Below are 19862 nucleotides of genomic sequence, written 5' to 3' on the forward strand. Positions count from 1 at the left end.
CCAAAATTGATACAGAAAAACCGCGGCTTTGATCGCGGTTTTTTTATAAGTTATCCGGCTACCCAAAGGGAAATGGGCTATGAAAAAAGTAGCCCAAGAGATTTTTAAAAATCAGGAATAACAATAATGCAATGGATAACCCTGACCTTTGGTCAGTTGTCGACCCGGCAACTCTATGACCTATTGAGGTTGCGCACCGACGTGTTCGTCGTAGAACAAAATTGTCCGTATCCGGAGCTGGACGGCCATGACACCCATCCCGAAACCCGACACTTGCTCGGCTACCGCGATGACAAAATGACAGCCTACGCCCGCATTCTGCCAGCAGGCCTCACCTATCCGGAAATGAGTATCGGACGCATTGTGACCGCCAATACTGAACGCGGAAACGGCTGTGGCAGTGAACTGGTCAAACAGGCCATCATTCAGGCTCAAGACTTGTGGCCAAAAGCGCCGATCACCATTGGTGCTCAATATCACCTGCGGGAGTTCTATCGTCGCCACGGCTTTGAAGAAATTTCTGAGCAGTATCTGGAGGACGGCATTCCGCACATCGACATGCGCCGCGTCGCAGCCTAATTGGCGGTAAACAGATATAAAAAAAGGCTGCTCCATGGCAGCCTTTCTCTGTTTTCAGCATTTACTTGCGGCGGGCAAAGCTGCCATCTGACAACCGGAAGAAAATCACTGATGCACCCGACGTTTCAATCTGCAGCATGTCCAAGGTGCCTTGGTCATTGCGCTTAAAGCGAAGTAGTTGTCCCGGCTGGATTCGGCTGAGTGGCTTATCGTCTCCCTCAATCGCTGAGATGGCGTAAAGGTCTGGTAGCGGCAAATCCTGCGCGCGGAAGATGTTAGACAGCGTATCACCACCCTTCACTTCGTAATTCACCCAATCCGTACTGGCGTTTTGTGAACCCACAGTCTGCGTAGAAATCACTTGCGCACCGTCAGCATCAAAGCCATCGTCGTTGCTGGCTTGCTGTTGTCCAACCGCAAGTGGCACGGATACGCGTTCACCAGCCGTATTAGTCTCCGGCAGAGAATCCTCGCTTGATGGCCAGATTAAAAGCACGACCAACAGCGCGCCCAATACTGAAATCGCGGTGCGGTGTAATTTCGGCAGAGATTGCCAGTGAGGTTGAATACGCTCAACCAAAGGACTCAACGCAGCCTTCACTTTTTCCAACGCGTTTTTCACTACCTCGCCCAGAGGCGGCGTGGCGGATGCAGTTCCTTTTTCGCGCTTTCCTTTCAAGGTCATTACCTCTCCCAATTTCCTCATGGGGTAGTTCCAGTATCTCAGTCAATCCAATAACTCTGAATACTAGATCTGCAATATCAGCAAAATGTCAGACAGTCGACTTAACCTGAACAATTGTCTGACATTTGTACTTTCAAAGAATTCCGTCCTAATTACAACCTTAAAGCTGTAAGTCGATTTGTCCCGTACGCCCTGTAACTGTTATCCTTGCCCACTTTAAACCCGCAAATAAAGAGAGACGACATGTCTGATGTAAAACTGGAAACCGTAGAGCAGAAAGCAAGCTACGGCATCGGTCTGCAAATGGGTCAGCAACTGGCAGGTTCTGGTCTGGAAGGTCTGAACGTAGATGCAATCGCGAAAGGTATCGCAACCGCTCTGGCGGGTAACATGCCTGAGATTGAGATCGACGAGATCAACAACGCACTGCGTGAACTGCACACTCAAGCAGAAGAAGTTCGCCAAGCAGCAGCAAAAGAAGCAGCAGCAGAAGGCGAAGCTTTCCTGGCTGAGAACGCGAAGCGTGACGAAGTGACTGTGACCGAGTCTGGCCTGCAGTACGAAGTACTGGTTGAAGGTAACGGCGAAATCCCGACTTCTGACAAGCAAGTACGTGTTCACTACCACGGTACCCTGACTGACGGCACTAAGTTCGACAGCTCTGTAGAGCGCGGTCAACCAGCTGAATTCCCAGTAACCGGCGTGATCAAAGGTTGGGTTGAAGCCCTGCAAATGATGCCTGTTGGTTCTAAGTGGAAACTGTACATCCCACAAGACCTGGCATACGGCGAGCGCGGTGCGGGTGCAGCGATCCCTCCTTTCGCAGCACTGGTATTCGAAGTAGAACTGCTGGATATCCTGTAAGTTTTGCTAAAAAGAAAGCCAGCATTCATGCTGGCTTTTTTTGTGCTTGTCATTCCGGCCTAGCCCGCCGCTTCCTGATGATCATCATTGTTGTGATGCTCTTCCACCATCCAGGGTAAGTGATGCTGGAAATGGTCTGACAGAAAGTCCACGAACAGCCTGACTTTCGCTGACAGGTTGCGGTTAAACGGGTAAACCGCCCAGACTGCCGAGTCCGGGGCCTGATAATCCGACAAGACTTCTACCAGTTCGCCACTGATGATTTTCTGGCTCACGTAATAGTCTGGCAATTGAGCCAAACCCAAACCATGCAAAGCGGCATCCAGTACTGCACTGCCACTGTTTCCATGCCAGCGCCCCTGCGGCTTGATGTTCACCGCGTTGCCACCATCCTGAAAACTCCAGCTATCCACCAGCCCTACCAGACAATTGTGATTCTGCAGATCTTCTAAATTGGCAGGTGCGCCGAATTCCTTGAGGTAGGCAGGCGAAGCGCAAACGAAAAGTTTTCGCGGCGCGAGCTTTTTCGCCATCAGGGTACTGTCTTTCAGATCCCCGGTGCGAATCGCCAGGTCATAGCCGTCATGCACCAAATCCACCACGTCATTGGTGAAATGAAATTCGACACTGAGCTTGGGGTGCACTTCGATGAAATCATTGGCGAGTGGCGCAATGAACTTCTCACCGAACACCGAAGGTGCCGTGATTTTCAATGTGCCAACTGGCTCGGTCTGCATCTGGGTCACCAGCGCTTCTACCTCAGCGAATTTCTCAATGAGGTCATTGCACTGCTCGAAATACATTTTGCCGACTTCAGTCAGCGTGATTTGTCGCGTTGTACGATAGAGCAAGCGGGTAGTAAGCCGACTTTCCAACGCGTCAATACGACGACTGACATGGGAAGTAGATACCCCCAACTTACGTGCGGCGGCGGTAAAACTGCCACTGTTGACAACTTCAACAAATTCTTCAACACCACTCCAACGGTTCATCTTTGCCCCACTGAAAAGAAGTTTATTGATGGCTGCAACAATAAAACCCGCCCCTTGACGGTCTGATTGTTATCCTAATGTTAACCCATAATGTGTAGTGCTCTGCCCGACTCCTACTAAGGTATGAGTATTATCAGAATAAAGTAGTATGAATATCCTTAAATTATTCAAGGAAATCAGTTTCATATGCGCGATATTGTATAGCTTGCAAGTCATAAGCATCAGCGCTGAAACAATCCCTGAACCCGATGACTACCGCACCGAGAATTATCGGGCGGCAGTTCCTGAGACATTAAGTGGTGGTCAGGTCATCGCCTCTGCCGAGCAGCTTGCGACTTTCATTAAAGCGCGACGCCCGGTGTTGATTGATGTTTTTCCCGCCCCTAATAAACCCGACAACCTCTCATCCGATACCCTTTGGATTGAGCCTTCACGCGAGACCTTGCCAGGAGCTTTATGGCTGGCCAATGTCGGCCACGGGATTGCTCCTGACTCACTCATCCATCTGTTTCAAAACCAACTGCCGGTTGACGCGCCAGTGGTCATATTTTGTGAGCCTAACTGCTGGCATTCGTGGAATGCGGGAAAAAGGGCGATTGAGCTGGGGGCTAAAGAAGTCTATTGGTATCGAGCGGGTGTCAAAGGCTGGAAAGAGGCGGGTTATGCGCTCGAAACGCAGTATCCGGTCAGGCCATGAATCGTCTGCTGGTCATGCTTTTTCTGATGCTTACATTCCCCGTGCAAGCATCGCTGGAGCTTGCATTTAGTGAGGTCGCACCGGGTGTTTTCATGCATCAGGGGAAGATTGCTGATCTGTTTACCGTCGACAGCGATCCGGTCGCCAACATCACCTATATTGTCGGAGAAGAAGCCGTTGCTGTGATTGATACAGGCGGCAGTAAACGGGCGGGCCAAGCGGTACTCAATGTCATAAGGCGACAAACCGATTTACCTATCCGTTTTGTGATCAATACGCATGTCCATCCCGATCATCACTTCGGCAACATCGCCTTTGTCGATGAAAAACCTGAGTTTGTCGCCCATGCCCGCTATCCCGGCGACTTTGACGCAAAATCAGGTTATTACCTGCAACGACTCACCAACCCGTGGTTTATCGGCACCACACCGATTGGGGCAACGCGGGTGATCAATGAAACCACAAAGCTTGATCTCGGCAACCGAACGTTAGTACTGACGCCTCATGAACGTGCGCACACCCGCCATGATCTCTCAGTGTTCGATCAAAGCTCGGGGACACTGATCACTGGCGATCTGCTGTTTATCGATCATCTACCGACATTGGATGGCAACCTGATTGGCTGGTTGGCAGAAACTGAAAAACTTGAGGCCATGCCTTATAACCAAGTGATCCCGGGGCATGGCCCACTACAAAAATCAAAACAGGCTTTTGAAAAGCAAACGCGCTATCTCTCTTCTCTGGCACAAGCTGTTCGTGCCGCTATCAACGATAACATCGATATCAACACAGCCAGCACCACCGTCATGCCGTCTCCCGGGGAATGGAAACTTTATGGAGAATTTCATCCCCGCAATGTGATTCAGGCTTACAAGGAGTTGGAATGGGAATGATGAGAGGACTCTCCTATGAAAATAACGCCCCTGCTGCTGTCAGCACTGCTCACTGCCCTGCCACTGCAAAGCTTTGCTGAATCTGAAACCGACAGCGCCACCTGGCCACTGATCCGTGACAGCCTGTTTCCCGGCTCACCTGACATTGTGGAAAGCGAAGAGATTGTTTCGCTGACCGCTCCGAAACGCGCGATTGATGCCGCACTGGTGCCACTTGAAGTGAAGGTCAATGTGCGTCAGGACGATACAAATCCTATTGAGCGCATACATCTTATTGTCGATAACAATCCATCGCCGATTGTCGGCAGCTTCGACATGAGCCCGAACAACGGTGTCGCTAACATCGCTACCCGCGTCAGGGTCAATGCCTACAGTCCAGTTCGGGTGATAGCCCAAACCGCTGATGGCAAACTCCATATGCACAGTAAGTTCGTCAAAGCCTCGGGGGGTTGTTCAGCCCCTGCCGGTGCTGATGACATGCTGGCGCGCCAGCGAATGGGCAGAATGAAACTTAAAGACCTAGCGGGCGAGAACTCGCGCATGATGCAACTTTTAATCAGTCATCCCAACTACAGCGGCCTGCAAATCGACCAGCTCACACGCCACTGGATCCCGTCTGATTACGTGAGTGACGTCAATATTACCCTCGAGGGGGAACCTGTCATGCGCTTTAACGGGGGTATCTCCATCAGTGAGAATCCCACCTTTACTTTTCACCTTGATAAAGGCAAAACCGGTAAATTGAAAGCTGACGTGAAAGACTCTACTGGCCGTGAATTTTCCAGTGAATGGGACATTTGATATCAGCTCTGCGAAGTCTCATAAAAAAACGTCACAACAGCGGAGCCGTATCCCAATGACTTTTAAGGATATGGCACCTGACGCTTATGCCATCCATTGAGTCCCTTCCCTAAAATAAGACACATAAAGTGTCAGGTTTTTCTAAGACTTAGCGGCACAATCCCACCCCTAAAACATTGTTGCCCGCGGACAAAAGTGTTGTGTCCTTTTCCTCCTCACACAACCTCAAAAGCTGCCATACACTCAATTCACGACGTTTTGACCTCAACATGCGGCACGGATTGCTGCGCCAGATAGTTGAATCGAAATGATCTCTGGATTTATTCAATAAACGCGAAACCGCCTAAGTTGTAGATCGCGAATGTCGCCAACACGCCACGATGGGGTTACAGACAGAGCGAACATTGGCTAACACAGCGTCCCCACAACTCCGCGGAACACGCAAACAAATTGAGTCAATAAAGCCGAAGTCAGGATGCCCTTGGTGTCCGGCTTAACGTGCTGTCACGGAGGAAGTAAATATGATCGGTGCTGTAAGGTTACGACGCTGCCTGGCGGCAGTCGCCACGTTATCCCTCACCCTGCTGTTTCCCGCAGCTTCGCAAGCGAATGATGAGCTCATCAAGTTGCAGGAAGATCCAAACCAATGGGTCATGTGGGGCGGTGATTACTCGGGGACTCGCTATAGCCCTCTCAATCAGATCAACGCAGAAAATGCCAAAGACCTTCAGGTCGCCTGGACATTCTCAACGGGCGTTTTAAGAGGTCATGAAGGCGGTCCACTTGTGTTGGGTGACACCATGTTCATCCATACCCCTTTTCCCAACAAAGTCTTCTCAATCGACCTCAAAACCCAGGCACTTAACTGGGTCTATGAACCAAAACAGGATTCCTCGGTCATTGCTGTGATGTGCTGCGACACAGTTAACCGCGGTCTTGCCTACGCTGACGGCAAGATCTTCCTGCAACAAGCGGATACCACGCTCGTCGCGCTGGATCAGAAAACCGGTAAAGTTGTCTGGAAAGTGGTGAACGGCGATCCTAAAGTCGGTGCGACCAACACTAACGCGCCATTGGTAGTTAAAGACAAGATCATCACAGGTATCAGTGGCGGTGAATTTGGTGTTCGCGGCTATCTCACGGCTTACAACATCAAAGACGGCAGTGTTGCTTGGCGCGCCTACAGCACAGGCCCGGACGAAGAAATGCTCGTCGATCCTGAAAAAACCACGGAAATGCTTAAGCCCATTGGCAAAGATGCCAGCCTGAAAACCTGGGAAGGCGATCAGTGGAAAATTGGTGGCGGTACCACCTGGGGTTGGTTTAGCTACGATCCTGAACTGAATCTCATCTACTACGGCACAGGTAATCCAAGTACGTGGAACCCTTCCCAACGTCCTGGCGACAACAAATATTCCATGACCATCATGGCGCGTGATGCGGATACGGGTATGGCGAAATGGCTCTACCAAATGACACCGCATGATGAGTGGGATTACGACGGCGTCAACGAGATGATCCTGGTAGATAAGAAGTTCAAGGGTAAAGACCGCAAACTGCTGGTGCACTTTGACCGAAATGGCTTTGGTTACACTCTGGATCGTGTCACTGGCGAGCTGCTGGTCGCAGAGAAATTTGACCCTGCAGTGAACTGGGCGACCCATGTGGATATGGAAACCGGTCGTCCACAAGTTGTTGCTAAATACTCGACCGCTCAAAACGGTGAGGATGTTGATACCAAAGGCATTTGCCCTGCTGCACTTGGTTCAAAAGACCAACAACCAGCGACCTACAGTCCACGCACTGGCCTTTTCTACGTGCCCACTAACCATGTGTGCATGAACTATGAACCTTTCGAAGTTTCCTATACCGCCGGTCAACCCTATGTAGGTGCAACCCTTTCTATGTTCCCTGCACCGGACAGCCATGGCGGTCTGGGTAACTTCATTGCCTGGGATGCAGAGAAAGGTGAAATCGTCTGGTCATTGCCAGAACCATTCTCTGTATGGAGTGGCGCGCTGGCGACTGGCGGCGGCGTGGTGTTCTACGGTACGCTGGAAGGCTACCTGAAAGCAGTGGATGAGAAGACCGGCAAGGAGCTTTACCGCTTCAAAACCCCATCCGGCATCATCGGCAACGTCAATACCTACATGCATGATGGCAAACAGTACATTGCTGTCCTCTCTGGTATCGGTGGCTGGGCTGGCATCGGAATGGCCGCCGGGCTTGAAGGCGACACCGATGGCCTGGGTGCAGTAGGTGCTTACCGTAAACTGTCTGACTACACCCAACTCGGCGGTGTGTTAACAGTCTTTGCTCTGCCTAACTAAATCAAAAATAACCACTAAGGGGAGTATCTACTCCCCTTTCTCAGCTCTGATGCACTGCATCGGGTTGAGTTGCCTTTGGGGCATCTACACTCAACAAGCAGCAAAAGGATAATGCGTATGGCTAAGACGTTAATAGGGTCACTCTTATTGTTTTTGGGGCTGGTAAGTAACGCTTTTGCAGAAGAATACGAAGTGCGCGCCGTCGGTGTGAAATTCGACCCCATGTTCGTCATTCTCCAACCGGGGGACAGGGTGAGCTGGACCAATATGCCCGCTCATCTTATTGAAACCATTGACGCCATGGTGCCGGAAGGCACAGAGAAAATTCAGACTGAACTCGGCGTAGACGTGAGCTTTGTCTTTGATAACGAAGGCATCTATGTCTACAAATGTACCCCGCATTGGGGCGCGCGCATGGGTGGCATTTTATTGGTCGGCAACCCTTCCGATATCGAAGGCACCATCGATGCCTACTTCGAGGAAATCAAGAAAGACAAATCTCTGCTCCCTGCCAAAGGGCTGCTAAAAAAATTCAAAAAGCATCTTGAAGCCGAAGGCGTGCTTTAGAGGTGTTGAAGTAAAGGAGTCAGCTTATGCAAGCAGTTAAAAGAATAAGCGTACTTGTTATCCCCGCCCTGTTTTTACTGGCAGCACCAGCCAGTGCCAACGATTTTCCGACCCTTGAGCGCGTGAAATATGTGCAGGAGTGTATGGCTTTGAAAGGCGGACCAACCTACGTGAACATGTATGGATGCAGTTGTGTGATTGACAAAATTGCCAGCCAAATGACCTTCGAAGAATACGTCCATGCCGATGCGTTTGTACGCCTTCGCAACATGCGTGGAGAACGGGGCGGTTACTTCCGTTCTTCCAAAGACAGTCGCAGCGCGCGCAAAGGACTTCTGACCATTCGCGATGACGCCGAGCACGAGTGCTTTGTGTCCCAGCAAGTCACCGCAGCAGCCAAGTAGGAGGTCAGCATGAAGTCTTTGTTTTCGCTTTTTATCATATCGCTCTCACTGGCGTTCACCAGTTCATCTCTCGCGGCAGAAAAATCCTTTCCATCCCCCCTGCCGGACAAACTCCGCGTCTGCGCAGACCCTAATAACTTGCCTTACTCCAACCGCGAGCAACAGGGGTTCGAAAATAAAATCGCCGAGCAACTCGGTGATTATTTCGGGCTTGATGTGGAATATGCCTGGTTTCCCCAGCGTATGGGCTTTATCCGTAACACGCTGAAGAACTGGTCTGATAATAACGGTCGCTTTGCCTGTGATTTGGTCATTGGTGTACCCGTTCAGTTCGACATTGCGGCCACCACCAAGCCCTATTACCGCTCAGCCTATTCACTTCTTTTCAAAAAAGAAGGGGCATTAGCAGAGGTAGATAGTCAACAAGCGTTGGCTGACTTGCCAGAATCGGTGAAACAGTCCTTAAAAGTGGCTGCTTTTGCGCCGTCCCCTGCGGTTTCATGGCTGCGTGAAAACGGCTTTAAAGATAATACTGAGTTCTTCCGCATCATGAACGGAGACCCAGAAGACTACCCAGGCAAGATGGTAAAACGGGTAGCGGATGGTGAGTACGATGTTCTGGTGATTTGGGGGCCAATTGCTGGTTATTTTGCCAAGAACCAGTCTGAAGTCACCGTCGTCCCGATGACCTCAGAAGGCAGTAAGGTGTTTGATTTCGCCATCTCGATGGGCGTGCGATACGGTGAGCGTCCATGGAAAGAAACAGTCGAAATGGCAATGGATGCCAACGCTCCGCAAATTGCCATGATCCTTCAGGATTATGGCGTTCCTGTCGTGGAGGCATCATCCAAACCAAGGCGAGATGATGACGATGATTGACCGCTATACGGGCAGCCTGACTGCCCGTTTTTTCTTGTCTACCCCCACAGCGCTCGTGATAACAGCGCTGTTTTTCAGTGCCTCCTCACTCTCCTCTGGTATTGCTGTCCTCAGTTTTGAGCTTGCAGACTTAACCCAGGTCGACAACAACACTGAAGAAGTCATACGCACTGCCAGCCTCGCCCCAATGCTACGAAAAGCGCTGAATGGCGAACATGGATATGACACTGTACAGATTCCACTCGACGCCTATGAAAATGCCAACCAAGGGTTTGGTTACCTGTTTGAACATGCGGACTCCGCAGCTGAACTTGGCGAGAGTCTTGGCGCTGACTGGATAGTTATCACCCGGATCCATAAACCCAGCTTCCTGTTTTCCTATCTGATAGTTCAGGTCGTCAACGTGAAAGCAAAGCGGGCATACCCTGAGCTGATTGTCGAAATCAAAGGCCAGCAGGCTGAAATGAATCAACGGGGAGTCGACAAACTTGCTGAGAAGATTCATAGCCAGATAGAGCGGTTATCCCGAACCGCACCGTAATAAGCCTCAGAACTGATGATTAAACTCCAGTCGCCAATCCCGTGTAGAGCCTGCGATATCTGAATCAGAGAAGTTGCCGAACAACCTGACATTCTGACGAGGGTTCATTTGGTAGCTCGCTGCCACTTCATGATGCCAACCATCCATCACTCCTTTCATATAGTGATTGTCATTCAGAGTGTTGATATACATAGGATTATAATTCAGCCAAATATCGTCGGTGACCGTCAGTTTGGAGTAAGTTCCTACCACGACATAGGTAGATGGGATGGCATAGCCCACACTGCCTATCGGGGTTTCCGTGCCTCTGATTTCTGCCGTGTCTGATACTGTTAAACCTGCGCCAGCCAGAGGATATAATTGAAGAGCTCCCACTGCTGGTAAAGCGTGGATTTTGCTGTAAGAGGCACTTCCCAGACCGCTATCAAAGTCCCAACTGATATCTATCTGAGAGCCCCAACCCGTCTGGGTATCCAAACCAAAGTTACGGAAACGAACAGAGTCAAAACTGTCATCACCACCAAGGTGTAAAAAATCCCCTGCCAGGCCTTTCAGCTCGATAATGTTCATCCCCATGGTGGTATCAATGCCGGTATCGTAGGTCATACCCAGTTTGAAGTTCAGACCATTATTCGTCACTCCAACGCCCGCCTGCGTGTATACGGCCAGAGGATCAGACATATCCTGCAGGTCACTTTCTTTAGCATGCACCTGAAAAGTGAGTCCAAAGGCAACCAAAGGAGTAAGCAAAAAGCCTTTGCGGGTCGAAGTGAAGGAATGGTGGGAAGCGTCCAAGCCTTGCTTGTTGGCACTGCGGGCAGCACAAGGGTTAATCATCATCTATCTCCATCGCAATCTGTGAATCATCTAATGGAGAGAAACATTACCGCCTTGACATATAATGAAAAATAAAGTCAATTTTAATAAAAATATAATCAATCGTTATGTGTTTACAATGACCAAACCCGATTTCAATTTGCTATCCGTTTTTCTGACTGTTTATGAGCTTCGGTCGATAACCGCTGCGGCCGAATCGCTCAACATGACCCAACCCGGAGTCAGTACTGCGTTGAAACGCCTAAAAAAGCAAATTGGAGTAGAGCTATTTGTCCGGGAAGGACGGGGGATCAGCCCGACACATGCTGCCGTTCAACTGGCCAACGACATCCGCCCTGCACTCGAACAGATGTCTCTCGCGCTGTCACATGTGAACCGCTTTACCCCGCAGACTGAGCGGACTTTTAATGTTCTGGCTAACGAAGTCGCGCTGCAATTGCTGCATGCAAAAGTCGAGCAGAGCCCTTTATTCGAAAAGTGCCGCATTCAATTCAATCCTGTTCCAAGAACAGAAAGTCGATTGCTGGAAATGCTCAGCATGCAAAAGGCTGATCTCGCGATAGATGTAGGTAAAGTCAATGGACAAGCCTTTCAGACGCAGCCGCTTTTTGATGAGACACTCCGCCTTATTTGTGCAAAGAATCATCCCCGAATTGGTGAACAGATTTCAAAAACGCAGTATTACGCGGAAAAACACATCACACTCAGAATCCGACGCTCAAACCTGTTTGCGGCTGACTATTTCACTAAAGAAAACCTCAGCGAACGCATCATCAGCGCAGAGTGCGAGTCTATCTCCTCCATGATGGCTCTGGTGGGAGGCAGCGAATGTGTTGGCATGACCAGCCATTTACTCGCCGAAAAATATGCCAAACTCCACAACCTGAAAGTCCTTCAGCCGCCTTTTACCAGTGAGAACATTGTTCACCAGCTCATTTGGCACAAACGCAATCAGCACAGTCCGGCAAATTTGTGGCTGAGAAACGCGCTTTGCGAATTAATCAAAGATTCGGCAGTCTAAGCAAAAAATGGAATTGGGAGAGTAGAAATGAAAGCCATGTTGATCGCCACCAGCTTGTTGCTCATTGCTGGGTGTACCGCCGAAGTTGGCCGTGAAATGGCGGAAGATGAATGCTACCAAATCCGAAACAATGCGGACAGAGAGCAGTGCTTTAAAGACGTTGAGCGTACGTTCGAAAATTACTGACTCGTCACGAGTGGCAATAAAAAAGCGATGCTAGATAGCATCGCTTTTTTCGTTCTGTTTGGGCGTTAAATGCCCGCGCCGTCGCTCACGTCGTCTTCATGCAGACCACATTCGCGCTTTAGGCCGAAGAAGCGGGTTTCTTCTTCTGACATGCCATCTTCCAGCTTACGGGTGGTATGCACATCACCGACAGACACATAGCCTTGGTCCCACAGCGGGTGGTACGGCAGGTCATGTTCTTTCAGGTAGTAGTGCACGTCTTTGTTTGTCCAGTCGATGACTGGCAGGAACTTAAACACACCGTTCTGGATACCCAGAATAGGCAGTGTCTGACGTGAACTGGACTGGTCGCGGCGAAGGCCAGAGAACCAGGTGCCAACGTTCAGCTCGTCCAGCGCGCGGCGCATTGGCTCCACCTTGTTCAGGCGATTGTAGCGCTCGATGCCTTCGACACCTTGCTCCCAAAGCTTACCGTACTGCGCTTCCTGCCATGCTGAGCTCTGCTCTGCGCGGTAGACGCGAAGGTCGAGTTTCAGGCGCTCTGTCAGTTCATCAATAAACTGATAGGTTTCCGGAAACAGGTAGCCTGTGTCTGTCAGAATCACCGGGGTGTCCGGCTTTTCCTTCGTCACCAGGTGCAACATCACCGCCGCCTGAATACCAAAGCTTGATGACAGGGCGAACTCGCCCTGCAGGTTTTCCAACGCCCAGCGAACCCGCTCCTGCGCTGACATGCTTTCAAGCTCAGCATTGATTGGCGCCAGTTCTAAGATTTGCTCAGCCTTGGTACGGCCAAGCAGATCGGACAGTTGAAATTTAGGCATAGAAATCCCTCTTAGAGACTTTCACTTCCGCAATAATGCCAGCGCGGATAACAAAATCACCGAAGCCTTCGCCGTCGTTACGCTCGGTTGCCCAACGGCCAACCAGTGCGTCGATCTCTTCAAGGATCTGTGCGTCGGTAATATTCTCTTTGTACATTTTAGGCACGCGGGTACCTTCGCGGTTGCCACCCAGGTGCAGGTTGTATCGACCCGGCGCTTTACCCACCAGACCAATTTCAGCCAGCATGGCGCGGCCGCAACCATTCGGACAGCCAGTGACACGGAAGATAATGTGATCATCACCTACGCCGTGCTTCTCCAGCACGCCTTCAATCTCGGTCACAAAGCCCGGCAGGAAGCGTTCTGCTTCAGCCATCGCTAACGGACAGGTTGGGAAAGCCACACACGCCATCGAGTTCTTACGCTGCTCGCTTACGCCGTCATCCATCAGGCCATGCTCACGTGCAATCTTCTCGATTTTCGCTTTGTTAGACTTCGACACACCCGCAATGATCAGGTTCTGGTTCGCAGTCATGCGGAAATCGCCTTTGTGGATTTTCGCAATCTCAGCCACACCGGTTTTCAGCGGCTTGCCTGGGTAATCCAGTAAACGACCGTTTTCGATAAACAGCGCTAGGTGGTGCTTACCGTCGATGCCTTCAACCCAACCCAGACGATCGCCACGGTCAGTAAACTCGTACGGACGGCTTGCTTCGAACTTCACGTCTGCGCGCTTTTCCACTTCCGCCTTGAACACGTCAGTGCCCACGCGATCCAATGTGTACTTAGTCTTCGCGTTCTTACGGTTAGAACGGTTACCCCAGTCACGCTGAGTGGTCACAACCGCTGCTGCGACATCCAGTGTTTTATCCAGCGGGATAAAGCCCAGATCGTCGGCTTTACGTGGGTAAGTGCTGGTGTCACCGTGGGTCATCGCAAGGCCACCACCGACCAATACGTTAAAACCAACCAGCTTGCCATTATCTGCAATCGCCACAAAGTTCAGGTCGTTTGCATGCACATCCACATCATTTTGCGGTGGGATCACGACAGTAGTTTTAAATTTACGTGGCAGATAGTTTGAGCCCAGAATCGGCTCTTCGTCCTGATGGCCTTCTACCTTCTCACCGTCCAGCCAGATTTCCGCGTAAGCGCGGGTTTTTGGTAGCAGGTGTTCACTGATCTTGGCTGCCCACTCGTAGGCTTCCTGATGCAGCTCAGATTCCACAGGGTTCGTGGTACACAGCACGTTACGGTTCACGTCACCCGCTGTTGCAATGGAATCGATACCGATTTTGTTCAGCGTCTGGTGCATCAACTTGATGTTTGGCTTCAACACACCGTGGAACTGGAACGTCTGGCGCGTAGTCAGACGGATACTGCCGTACATGGTGTGTTCGGTCGCGAACTCATCGATCGCCAGCCACTGTTTCGGCGTAATAATACCGCCTGGCATACGGGCACGCAGCATCACATTGTGCAGTGGCTCCAGCTTCTGTTTTTGACGCTCTGCGCGGATATCGCGGTCGTCCTGCTGATACATGCCGTGGAATCGGATCAGCTGGAAGTTGTCTGCGGTAAAACCACCTGTCACTGGATCAGACAGATCCTGCTCGATGGTGCCGCGAAGAAAATCACTTTCGCGCTTCAGACGTTCGTTATCTGACAATGGGCCTAGCTCTTGGCCTAACACGACTTGCTTGTCACTCATTAATATACATCCTTTTGATAGCGCTTCGCCTTACGCAGTTCGTTCAAATAGTTTTCTGCGTCTTCTCGGCTCTTACCGCCCTGCTCCTGGGCAACCGTAATCAATGCTTCATGAACGTCTTTGGCCATGTAGGTCGCGTCACCACAGATGTAGAGGTAAGCGCCGTCTTGCAGCCATTGCCATACTTCTTTGCCTTGCTCGACAATCTTATGCTGAACATACACTTTCTCAGCTTGATCACGGCTAAAGGCGAGGTCGATTTTGCTAAGCAAACCGTCTTTCAGGAATTTCTGCCACTCGACTTGATACAGGAAGTCTTGTGTGAAGGTACGGTCACCAAAGAACAACCAGTTCTTACCTTCTGCACCGCGGGCATCACGCTCTTGCATGAAGGCACGGAAAGGCGCAATACCAGTACCCGGACCAACCATGATGACAGGCGCATTATCGTCGGCTGGCAGTTTGAAATTGTTATTGTGCTCGATGAACACTTTCACTGACTCTGCGTCTTCAGCACGTTGCGACAGGAAGCCTGATGCACCACCAAAACGGGTATTGTCACCGTTTTGGAATTCCACCAGACCCACGGTCAAGTGCACTTCTTCGCCCACTTCTTCTTGGCTTGAAGCAATCGAGTACAAACGTGGCGTCAGTTTACGAAGCAGGCCAGCCAGTTGCTCAGCGGTCAGCTTGGTTTTCTTCTCGCTTAGCACGTCAACCACTTGCGTGTTGTTCGCATATTGGCGCAGTTTGTCTTTGTCTTCTGCCAGCTTCTGCAGTTTTTTGCTGCCAGAAAGCTCAGCAATCGCAGCCACTTGCTGTGGATTCGCTGCGGTGATTTCGAACTTCTCGATCAGCGCTTGGCGCAGTGGAAGGGATTCACCCGCTACTTCAACCGTTTCATCGCCCGTCAGGCCCACTTTCGCGAGGATTTCATCGGCAAGTTCAGGACTGTTGGTGTAGTAAACACCCAACGCATCACCCGGCTGGTAAGTCAGACCTGACTCACCCAGATCGATTTCGATATGGCGAACGTCTTTGCCTGAATCACGGCCAGTGATTTTCTGGTTTGCTACCAGCTCTGCCGCATAAGGGTTTTGCTTGTTATAGGCAGAAGCAGCACCCGCTGTGGTTGCTGCATGCAGTGGCACAACCACTTCATCCTCACCACCGCCAATGGTTTCTTTCACTTTCGCCAGAACGTCGCTGCTCCAGCTTTCTGCTTCTGCTTCGTAATCCACGTCGCAGTCAACACGCGGTGCGATAGCTTTCGCGCCCAGCTTAGACAGGTAAGCGTCGAAGTCTTTACCGGTCTGGCAGAAGAATTCGTAGCTTGAATCACCCAAGCCCAACACCGCGTATTGCAGTTTGTCGAGCTTCGGCGCTTTCTTTGATTGCAGGAATTCGTGCAGAGAAATCGCATTATCTGGCGGCTCGCCTTCACCATTGGTCGACGCCACGATGATAAGGTGCGTTTCTTTCGCCAGATCACGCGGTTTGTAATCATCTGCTGAATACAGAGAAACCTCTACGCCATCCGCCTTAGCTTTTGCTTCCAAAGCTTCCGCTACGCCTTTGGCGTTGCCGGTTTGAGAGGCATAAATGATAGTCAGCTTACCCGCAGGTTTCGCCGCAGTGGCAACCGCTTGGGCAAGAGGTTGAGGGTTAGCACCCGCTGCCGCCGGAGTTTGGCTTAAACCCCAGAAATAACCGCTGATCCAAGCCAGCTGTTGTGGCGACAACTCTGCCACAGTCTGCTGCAGTTGGCCGATCTGCTGGTCATTAAGCGGACTTGCCAGCGCAGAAAGTTCCTTGAGTAACATGTCACGACATTCCTTTATTATTGCGTGAGCATAGATTAGCTATTCGCCGTAATAACTAGAAAGAATAGAAATGCATGTTTTATAACCTTGCGTTAGATCACATGGTCCTATGGAAACAGGTAAGAATCGCTGAGCAATTGAGATCTATGGGGATTAACAGGACAGGAGAAACCCAGCGGCGTGCCGGACAAGGCTCAAGAGAGGTTCGGCAAAAGATTTTTGCGGGAAAGAAGCCTAGTCGTCAGTGTTCAAGCGTCGACGATTCGCACTTGATGGAAGCCCACCTCCAATGCGTTCTCGGTCGCCATATCGACATCGCCGAAGCACTGCTCAATACCGTTACCATCCGTTAAGGGAACCAGTCCGCCGCGTGCATGACGGAATTCGACAATCCAACCGTCGCTGGACAGTGATGGTTCTACCACGGCTTCTACTAACATTTGCTGGGAATAGAGATTACGAAGTTCTGATTTTGTCATCGCACTTTCCTGCTGCTTTGCCAAATCAATGCGTTACGTCGAAACAAACGTAACAATAACCACACTTTTCGTTAGGAAAAGCATAGACCCGCGCCGTACGATGTGCCACAGCGGGATCTATCGATTGTGAGACGCTCCCACTCTCGCAGGAGTGGGGTCTGCCTGATCGCCCGTGAGGAGGTGCACCATGGTCATTTTCAGACGCATTGGCGAGACCGGTTTGTGCATCACCAAATAGCCGCAATCTCGCGCCTGATGCTGAAGCTCTTCACTGCGGTTGGCAGTGACAATCACAGTGGGTACTTTCTGCATACGTTGCTGGTTGATGGATTTTGCCAGCGACAATCCAGTCATACCATTATCGAGGTGATAATCGGCAATCAACAGTTCCACTGGGCTCTGCACTGTGTCGCAGCTGATTTGGAGCTCTTCCAGAGATCCTGCACAGGTCACTTCACAGCCCCAACGTTGCAGTAATTCTTCCATCGCGCGGCAGATATTCGGGTCGTTATCAATGACCCAGACCCGCGCGCCTTGAAGCACTACGCTGTTATCTGAAACCAAGGATTCGACGTTACGAGCACTCTGTGTCTCCGGTCTGCCGTAAGGCACCAACACAGAAAATCGCGAGCCTTCACCCGGCATAGAATCCACCGTTACCGTATGCCCCAGCACGCTGGCAATCTTGTCGACAATTGCCAGCCCTAAACCAAGCTGGGTATGACTTTCATCCTGCTTAGCGGTTAAGCGTTTGAACTCCTGAAAAATCTCATTCTTTTTGTCTTCAGGAATACCAACACCAGTGTCCAGCACTTCGATACGAAGCCCCTCTTTACAGCGGCGGCTGCCCAGCAAAATCTTCCCGCTCGGTGTATAACGAAGAGCATTGGTCATCAGGTTGCGGACAATCCGCGCCAGCAATTGCGAGTCGGTATAAATGTAGGACGAGCTGTGTACATATCTTACTTCGACGCTGGTACCTTCCGCTGCATGACTGAAATCATCCGCAATGTTATCGAGTAGATCGCTCACCGGAAAAGATTGCTTATCAGCCCGCACCACACCCGCATCCAGCTTGGAAATATCCACCAGCGTGGTGATGAGAGATTCCACATCTTCCAGCGAGTGCGCCAATGAGCTCACCAGTTTTCTCGCGGATGGCGACATACGGTGACTCAGCAAAGAACCGAGATAGAGCTGCGCAGCATTCAGCGGTTGCAGCAAATCGTGACTGATCGCGGCAAGGAACTTGGTTTTGGAGAGGTTTGCACGTTCGGCTTCTTTCTTGGTTTCCAGCAGACGCTCCTGGATAACGCGACGCTCTTCCACTTCATCCTGAAGCTGATCATTCAGTGTTTGGAGTTGCGCCGTTCGCTCCTGAACTCGGAGCTCCATGGTTTGATAGGCCTGCTCAAGCTCTTCGGCGTTTTGTTTGCGTTCGGTGATGTCCCAGTTGAGCACAAACAGTCCGGTAATGTTTCCGTTCGAAGCCTGATTCGGCACATAGCTTTTCACCACATAGCGCGCGTCACCAGATGCATTAAACTCTTCGATTTCAAACACCACAGACTCGCCATCAAGCGCACGCTCGACATAAGGGCGTAACGCTTCAAACGTTGATGATCGGCGGGATACCGAGATATGTTTTCCAATCAGCTCACCCCGCGGAAAGCCATACCATTCATCATAGGCGCGGTTGGTGAATTGGTAGTGAAGGTCATCACCCACATAAGCAATCAGTGCAGGCACGTTATCAGTGATCAGCCTTAGCCACTGTTCGGTTTCACGTAATTCCTTAGCGTCGAGATATCGCTGGGTGATGTCGGTGTAGGTGTTGACGTAACCCTGATCTTCCATCGCGTGGCTGCGTACCTCAATCACGCGGCCATCGGGCAGGGTTTGCACCCGAATCCCTTCCGGCGGACGAATTCCCCCTCGGCCAATACGCCAAAGGGTCACCGGGGATTCTTCAGTCAGAGGTTCAATCTGCGCCCCAATCAATCGGGATTGTTCAAAGCCACTCATGTCAAGGAAACGCTGGTTGAATACCTGCACTTCCCCACTTTCACTGACCATGAGCACCCCCTGCGACAGGTTATCGACCATGTTCTGCAGGATGCGGCTTTTCTCTGCCATTGCTGCTTCGAAGCGCGCAGTCTCCGCCAATTTCAGTTGGGTAATGTCTGAATACAGCATCACCACGCCACCATCACTGGTCCGGCGTTCCTTGATTTGTAGCCAGCGGCCATTTTGCAATTTCAGGGTATGTCCATTCCGATTGCCAGGAACTTCACGCACGATGAGACCGCGATCTTTGGCGAGTTGCTGGATTTTTTCTGGCGTCAGAGATGGCGCATTGAGGGAAATCGCATTGTCCTGCCAATAGCGTTGAAAGCGGCTGTTCGAATACACCAGCTCACGGTTAGGGTCATAAAGTGCAAAACCGTCTGAGATAGACTCTATAGCGTCGATAAAGCGCTGATGCGCCTGCTCAGCATGTTGGTTGGCCTGTGTTAACTGGCGGTTGGTGGACTCAATGGAATGGAGCGCGTGATTGAGCTCTTCGGTTTTCTCACGCACCTGATCGGCGAGCACCACGGAGTGCTGAAATGCCCCCCAAGCGTCGACTTGACCGCTGCCTCCTTGCTCAACCCTCTTCACCAAGGAATCAATCATCTTTTTCTGACGCGCATTTTCTTCCTTGAGCGCGGCAAGCTGCTGTTCTAACGACAAATCCTTTTCAGCCACT

The 19862-nt window shown here is 50.9% G+C and carries 20 protein-coding genes; 12 read left to right on the forward strand and 8 right to left on the reverse strand.

The window, feature by feature from the left end; genetic code table 11:
- Window positions 1–126: 126 nt before the first annotated feature.
- Window positions 127–579, forward strand: coding sequence for a GNAT family N-acetyltransferase (locus GCE9029_RS20845; RefSeq protein WP_062666572.1), 453 nt, complete (start codon window positions 127–129; stop codon window positions 577–579).
- A gap of 61 nt (window positions 580–640) precedes the next feature.
- On the opposite strand, the gene GCE9029_RS20850 is transcribed toward GCE9029_RS20845, so the two are convergent.
- Window positions 641–1264: a LysM-like peptidoglycan-binding domain-containing protein gene (locus GCE9029_RS20850; RefSeq protein ID WP_062666573.1), complete on the reverse strand. Its 624-nt coding sequence runs from the start codon at window positions 1262–1264 to the stop codon at window positions 641–643.
- Window positions 1265–1507: 243 nt separating this feature from the next.
- Between GCE9029_RS20850 and bamJ the strand changes: the two genes are divergently transcribed.
- On the forward strand, window positions 1508–2128 hold the full coding sequence (bamJ, locus tag GCE9029_RS20855; RefSeq protein WP_002539493.1) for a BamJ family beta-barrel-assembly machinery protein: 621 nt from the start codon (window positions 1508–1510) through the stop codon (window positions 2126–2128).
- Between the two features lie 59 nt (window positions 2129–2187).
- Here the strand turns inward: bamJ and GCE9029_RS20860 are convergent, their stop codons facing one another.
- The gene (locus GCE9029_RS20860) at window positions 2188–3120 is read right to left on the reverse strand and encodes a LysR family transcriptional regulator (protein WP_062666574.1); all 933 of its coding nucleotides are present in this window, start codon (window positions 3118–3120) and stop codon (window positions 2188–2190) included.
- Between the two features lie 148 nt (window positions 3121–3268).
- On the opposite strand from GCE9029_RS20860, the gene GCE9029_RS20865 reads away from it, so the two are divergent.
- From GCE9029_RS20865 to GCE9029_RS20900, 8 genes are all read left to right on the forward strand, one after another.
- Window positions 3269–3817 carry a rhodanese-like domain-containing protein gene (locus GCE9029_RS20865; RefSeq protein WP_082804407.1) on the forward strand — a complete coding sequence of 183 codons (549 nt, stop codon included), beginning with the start codon at window positions 3269–3271 and terminating at the stop codon, window positions 3815–3817.
- Window positions 3814–4710 (forward strand): quinoprotein relay system zinc metallohydrolase 2, encoded by an 897-nt coding sequence (locus GCE9029_RS20870; protein ID WP_062666575.1) that lies wholly within the window; start codon window positions 3814–3816, stop codon window positions 4708–4710. The genes GCE9029_RS20865 and GCE9029_RS20870 overlap by 4 nt, the downstream gene beginning before the upstream one ends.
- Before the next feature lie 15 nt (window positions 4711–4725).
- Entirely contained in the window at window positions 4726–5511 is a 786-nt protein-coding gene (locus tag GCE9029_RS20875) for a quinoprotein dehydrogenase-associated SoxYZ-like carrier (RefSeq protein WP_062666577.1), read from the forward strand.
- 521 nt (window positions 5512–6032) lie between these two features.
- The gene (locus GCE9029_RS20880) at window positions 6033–7841 is read left to right on the forward strand and encodes a methanol/ethanol family PQQ-dependent dehydrogenase (RefSeq protein WP_062666579.1); all 1809 of its coding nucleotides are present in this window, start codon (window positions 6033–6035) and stop codon (window positions 7839–7841) included.
- 117 nt (window positions 7842–7958) lie between these two features.
- A complete protein-coding gene (locus GCE9029_RS20885; RefSeq protein ID WP_062666581.1) occupies window positions 7959–8408 on the forward strand; it encodes a plastocyanin/azurin family copper-binding protein in 450 nt (149 codons plus the stop codon).
- A gap of 26 nt (window positions 8409–8434) precedes the next feature.
- Window positions 8435–8812: a hypothetical protein gene (locus GCE9029_RS20890; RefSeq protein WP_062666584.1), complete on the forward strand. Its 378-nt coding sequence runs from the start codon at window positions 8435–8437 to the stop codon at window positions 8810–8812.
- 9 nt (window positions 8813–8821) lie between these two features.
- Window positions 8822–9691: a quinoprotein dehydrogenase-associated putative ABC transporter substrate-binding protein gene (locus tag GCE9029_RS20895; protein WP_062666586.1), complete on the forward strand. Its 870-nt coding sequence runs from the start codon at window positions 8822–8824 to the stop codon at window positions 9689–9691.
- Window positions 9675–10232, forward strand: coding sequence for a DUF2380 domain-containing protein (locus GCE9029_RS20900; protein ID WP_231870174.1), 558 nt, complete (start codon window positions 9675–9677; stop codon window positions 10230–10232). The genes GCE9029_RS20895 and GCE9029_RS20900 overlap by 17 nt, the downstream gene beginning before the upstream one ends.
- 6 nt (window positions 10233–10238) lie before the next feature.
- Here GCE9029_RS20900 and GCE9029_RS20905 read toward each other — a convergent pair whose 3' ends face one another.
- A complete protein-coding gene (locus GCE9029_RS20905; RefSeq protein WP_231870175.1) occupies window positions 10239–11072 on the reverse strand; it encodes a hypothetical protein in 834 nt (277 codons plus the stop codon).
- A gap of 115 nt (window positions 11073–11187) precedes the next feature.
- Between GCE9029_RS20905 and GCE9029_RS20910 the strand changes: the two genes are divergently transcribed.
- A complete protein-coding gene (locus GCE9029_RS20910) occupies window positions 11188–12090 on the forward strand; it encodes a LysR family transcriptional regulator (protein WP_062666737.1) in 903 nt (300 codons plus the stop codon).
- Between the two features lie 27 nt (window positions 12091–12117).
- Entirely contained in the window at window positions 12118–12276 is a 159-nt protein-coding gene (locus tag GCE9029_RS26590; protein WP_197475411.1) for a hypothetical protein, read from the forward strand.
- A 65-nt stretch (window positions 12277–12341) separates the two neighbouring features.
- Here the strand turns inward: GCE9029_RS26590 and GCE9029_RS20915 are convergent, their stop codons facing one another.
- From GCE9029_RS20915 to GCE9029_RS20935, 5 genes are all read right to left on the reverse strand, one after another.
- A complete protein-coding gene (locus tag GCE9029_RS20915; protein WP_062666588.1) occupies window positions 12342–13100 on the reverse strand; it encodes a phosphoadenylyl-sulfate reductase in 759 nt (252 codons plus the stop codon).
- Window positions 13093–14811 (reverse strand): assimilatory sulfite reductase (NADPH) hemoprotein subunit, encoded by a 1719-nt coding sequence (gene cysI / locus GCE9029_RS20920; protein WP_046305652.1) that lies wholly within the window; start codon window positions 14809–14811, stop codon window positions 13093–13095. Before cysI ends, GCE9029_RS20915 begins: the two co-directional genes overlap by 8 nt.
- Window positions 14811–16634 (reverse strand): assimilatory sulfite reductase (NADPH) flavoprotein subunit, encoded by a 1824-nt coding sequence (locus GCE9029_RS20925; protein WP_062666590.1) that lies wholly within the window; start codon window positions 16632–16634, stop codon window positions 14811–14813. The genes cysI and GCE9029_RS20925 overlap by 1 nt, the downstream gene beginning before the upstream one ends.
- A 248-nt stretch (window positions 16635–16882) precedes the next feature.
- Complete coding sequence (locus GCE9029_RS20930; RefSeq protein WP_062666592.1) at window positions 16883–17113, reverse strand: hypothetical protein; 231 nt, start codon at window positions 17111–17113, stop codon at window positions 16883–16885.
- Between the two features lie 117 nt (window positions 17114–17230).
- Entirely contained in the window at window positions 17231–19861 is a 2631-nt protein-coding gene (locus GCE9029_RS20935) for a hybrid sensor histidine kinase/response regulator (RefSeq protein ID WP_062666595.1), read from the reverse strand.
- Window position 19862: the final 1 nt, after the last annotated feature.

Origin of the sequence: Grimontia celer, from assembly GCF_900055185.1 — a bacterium.
Lineage (GTDB): Bacteria > Pseudomonadota > Gammaproteobacteria > Enterobacterales > Vibrionaceae > Enterovibrio > Enterovibrio celer.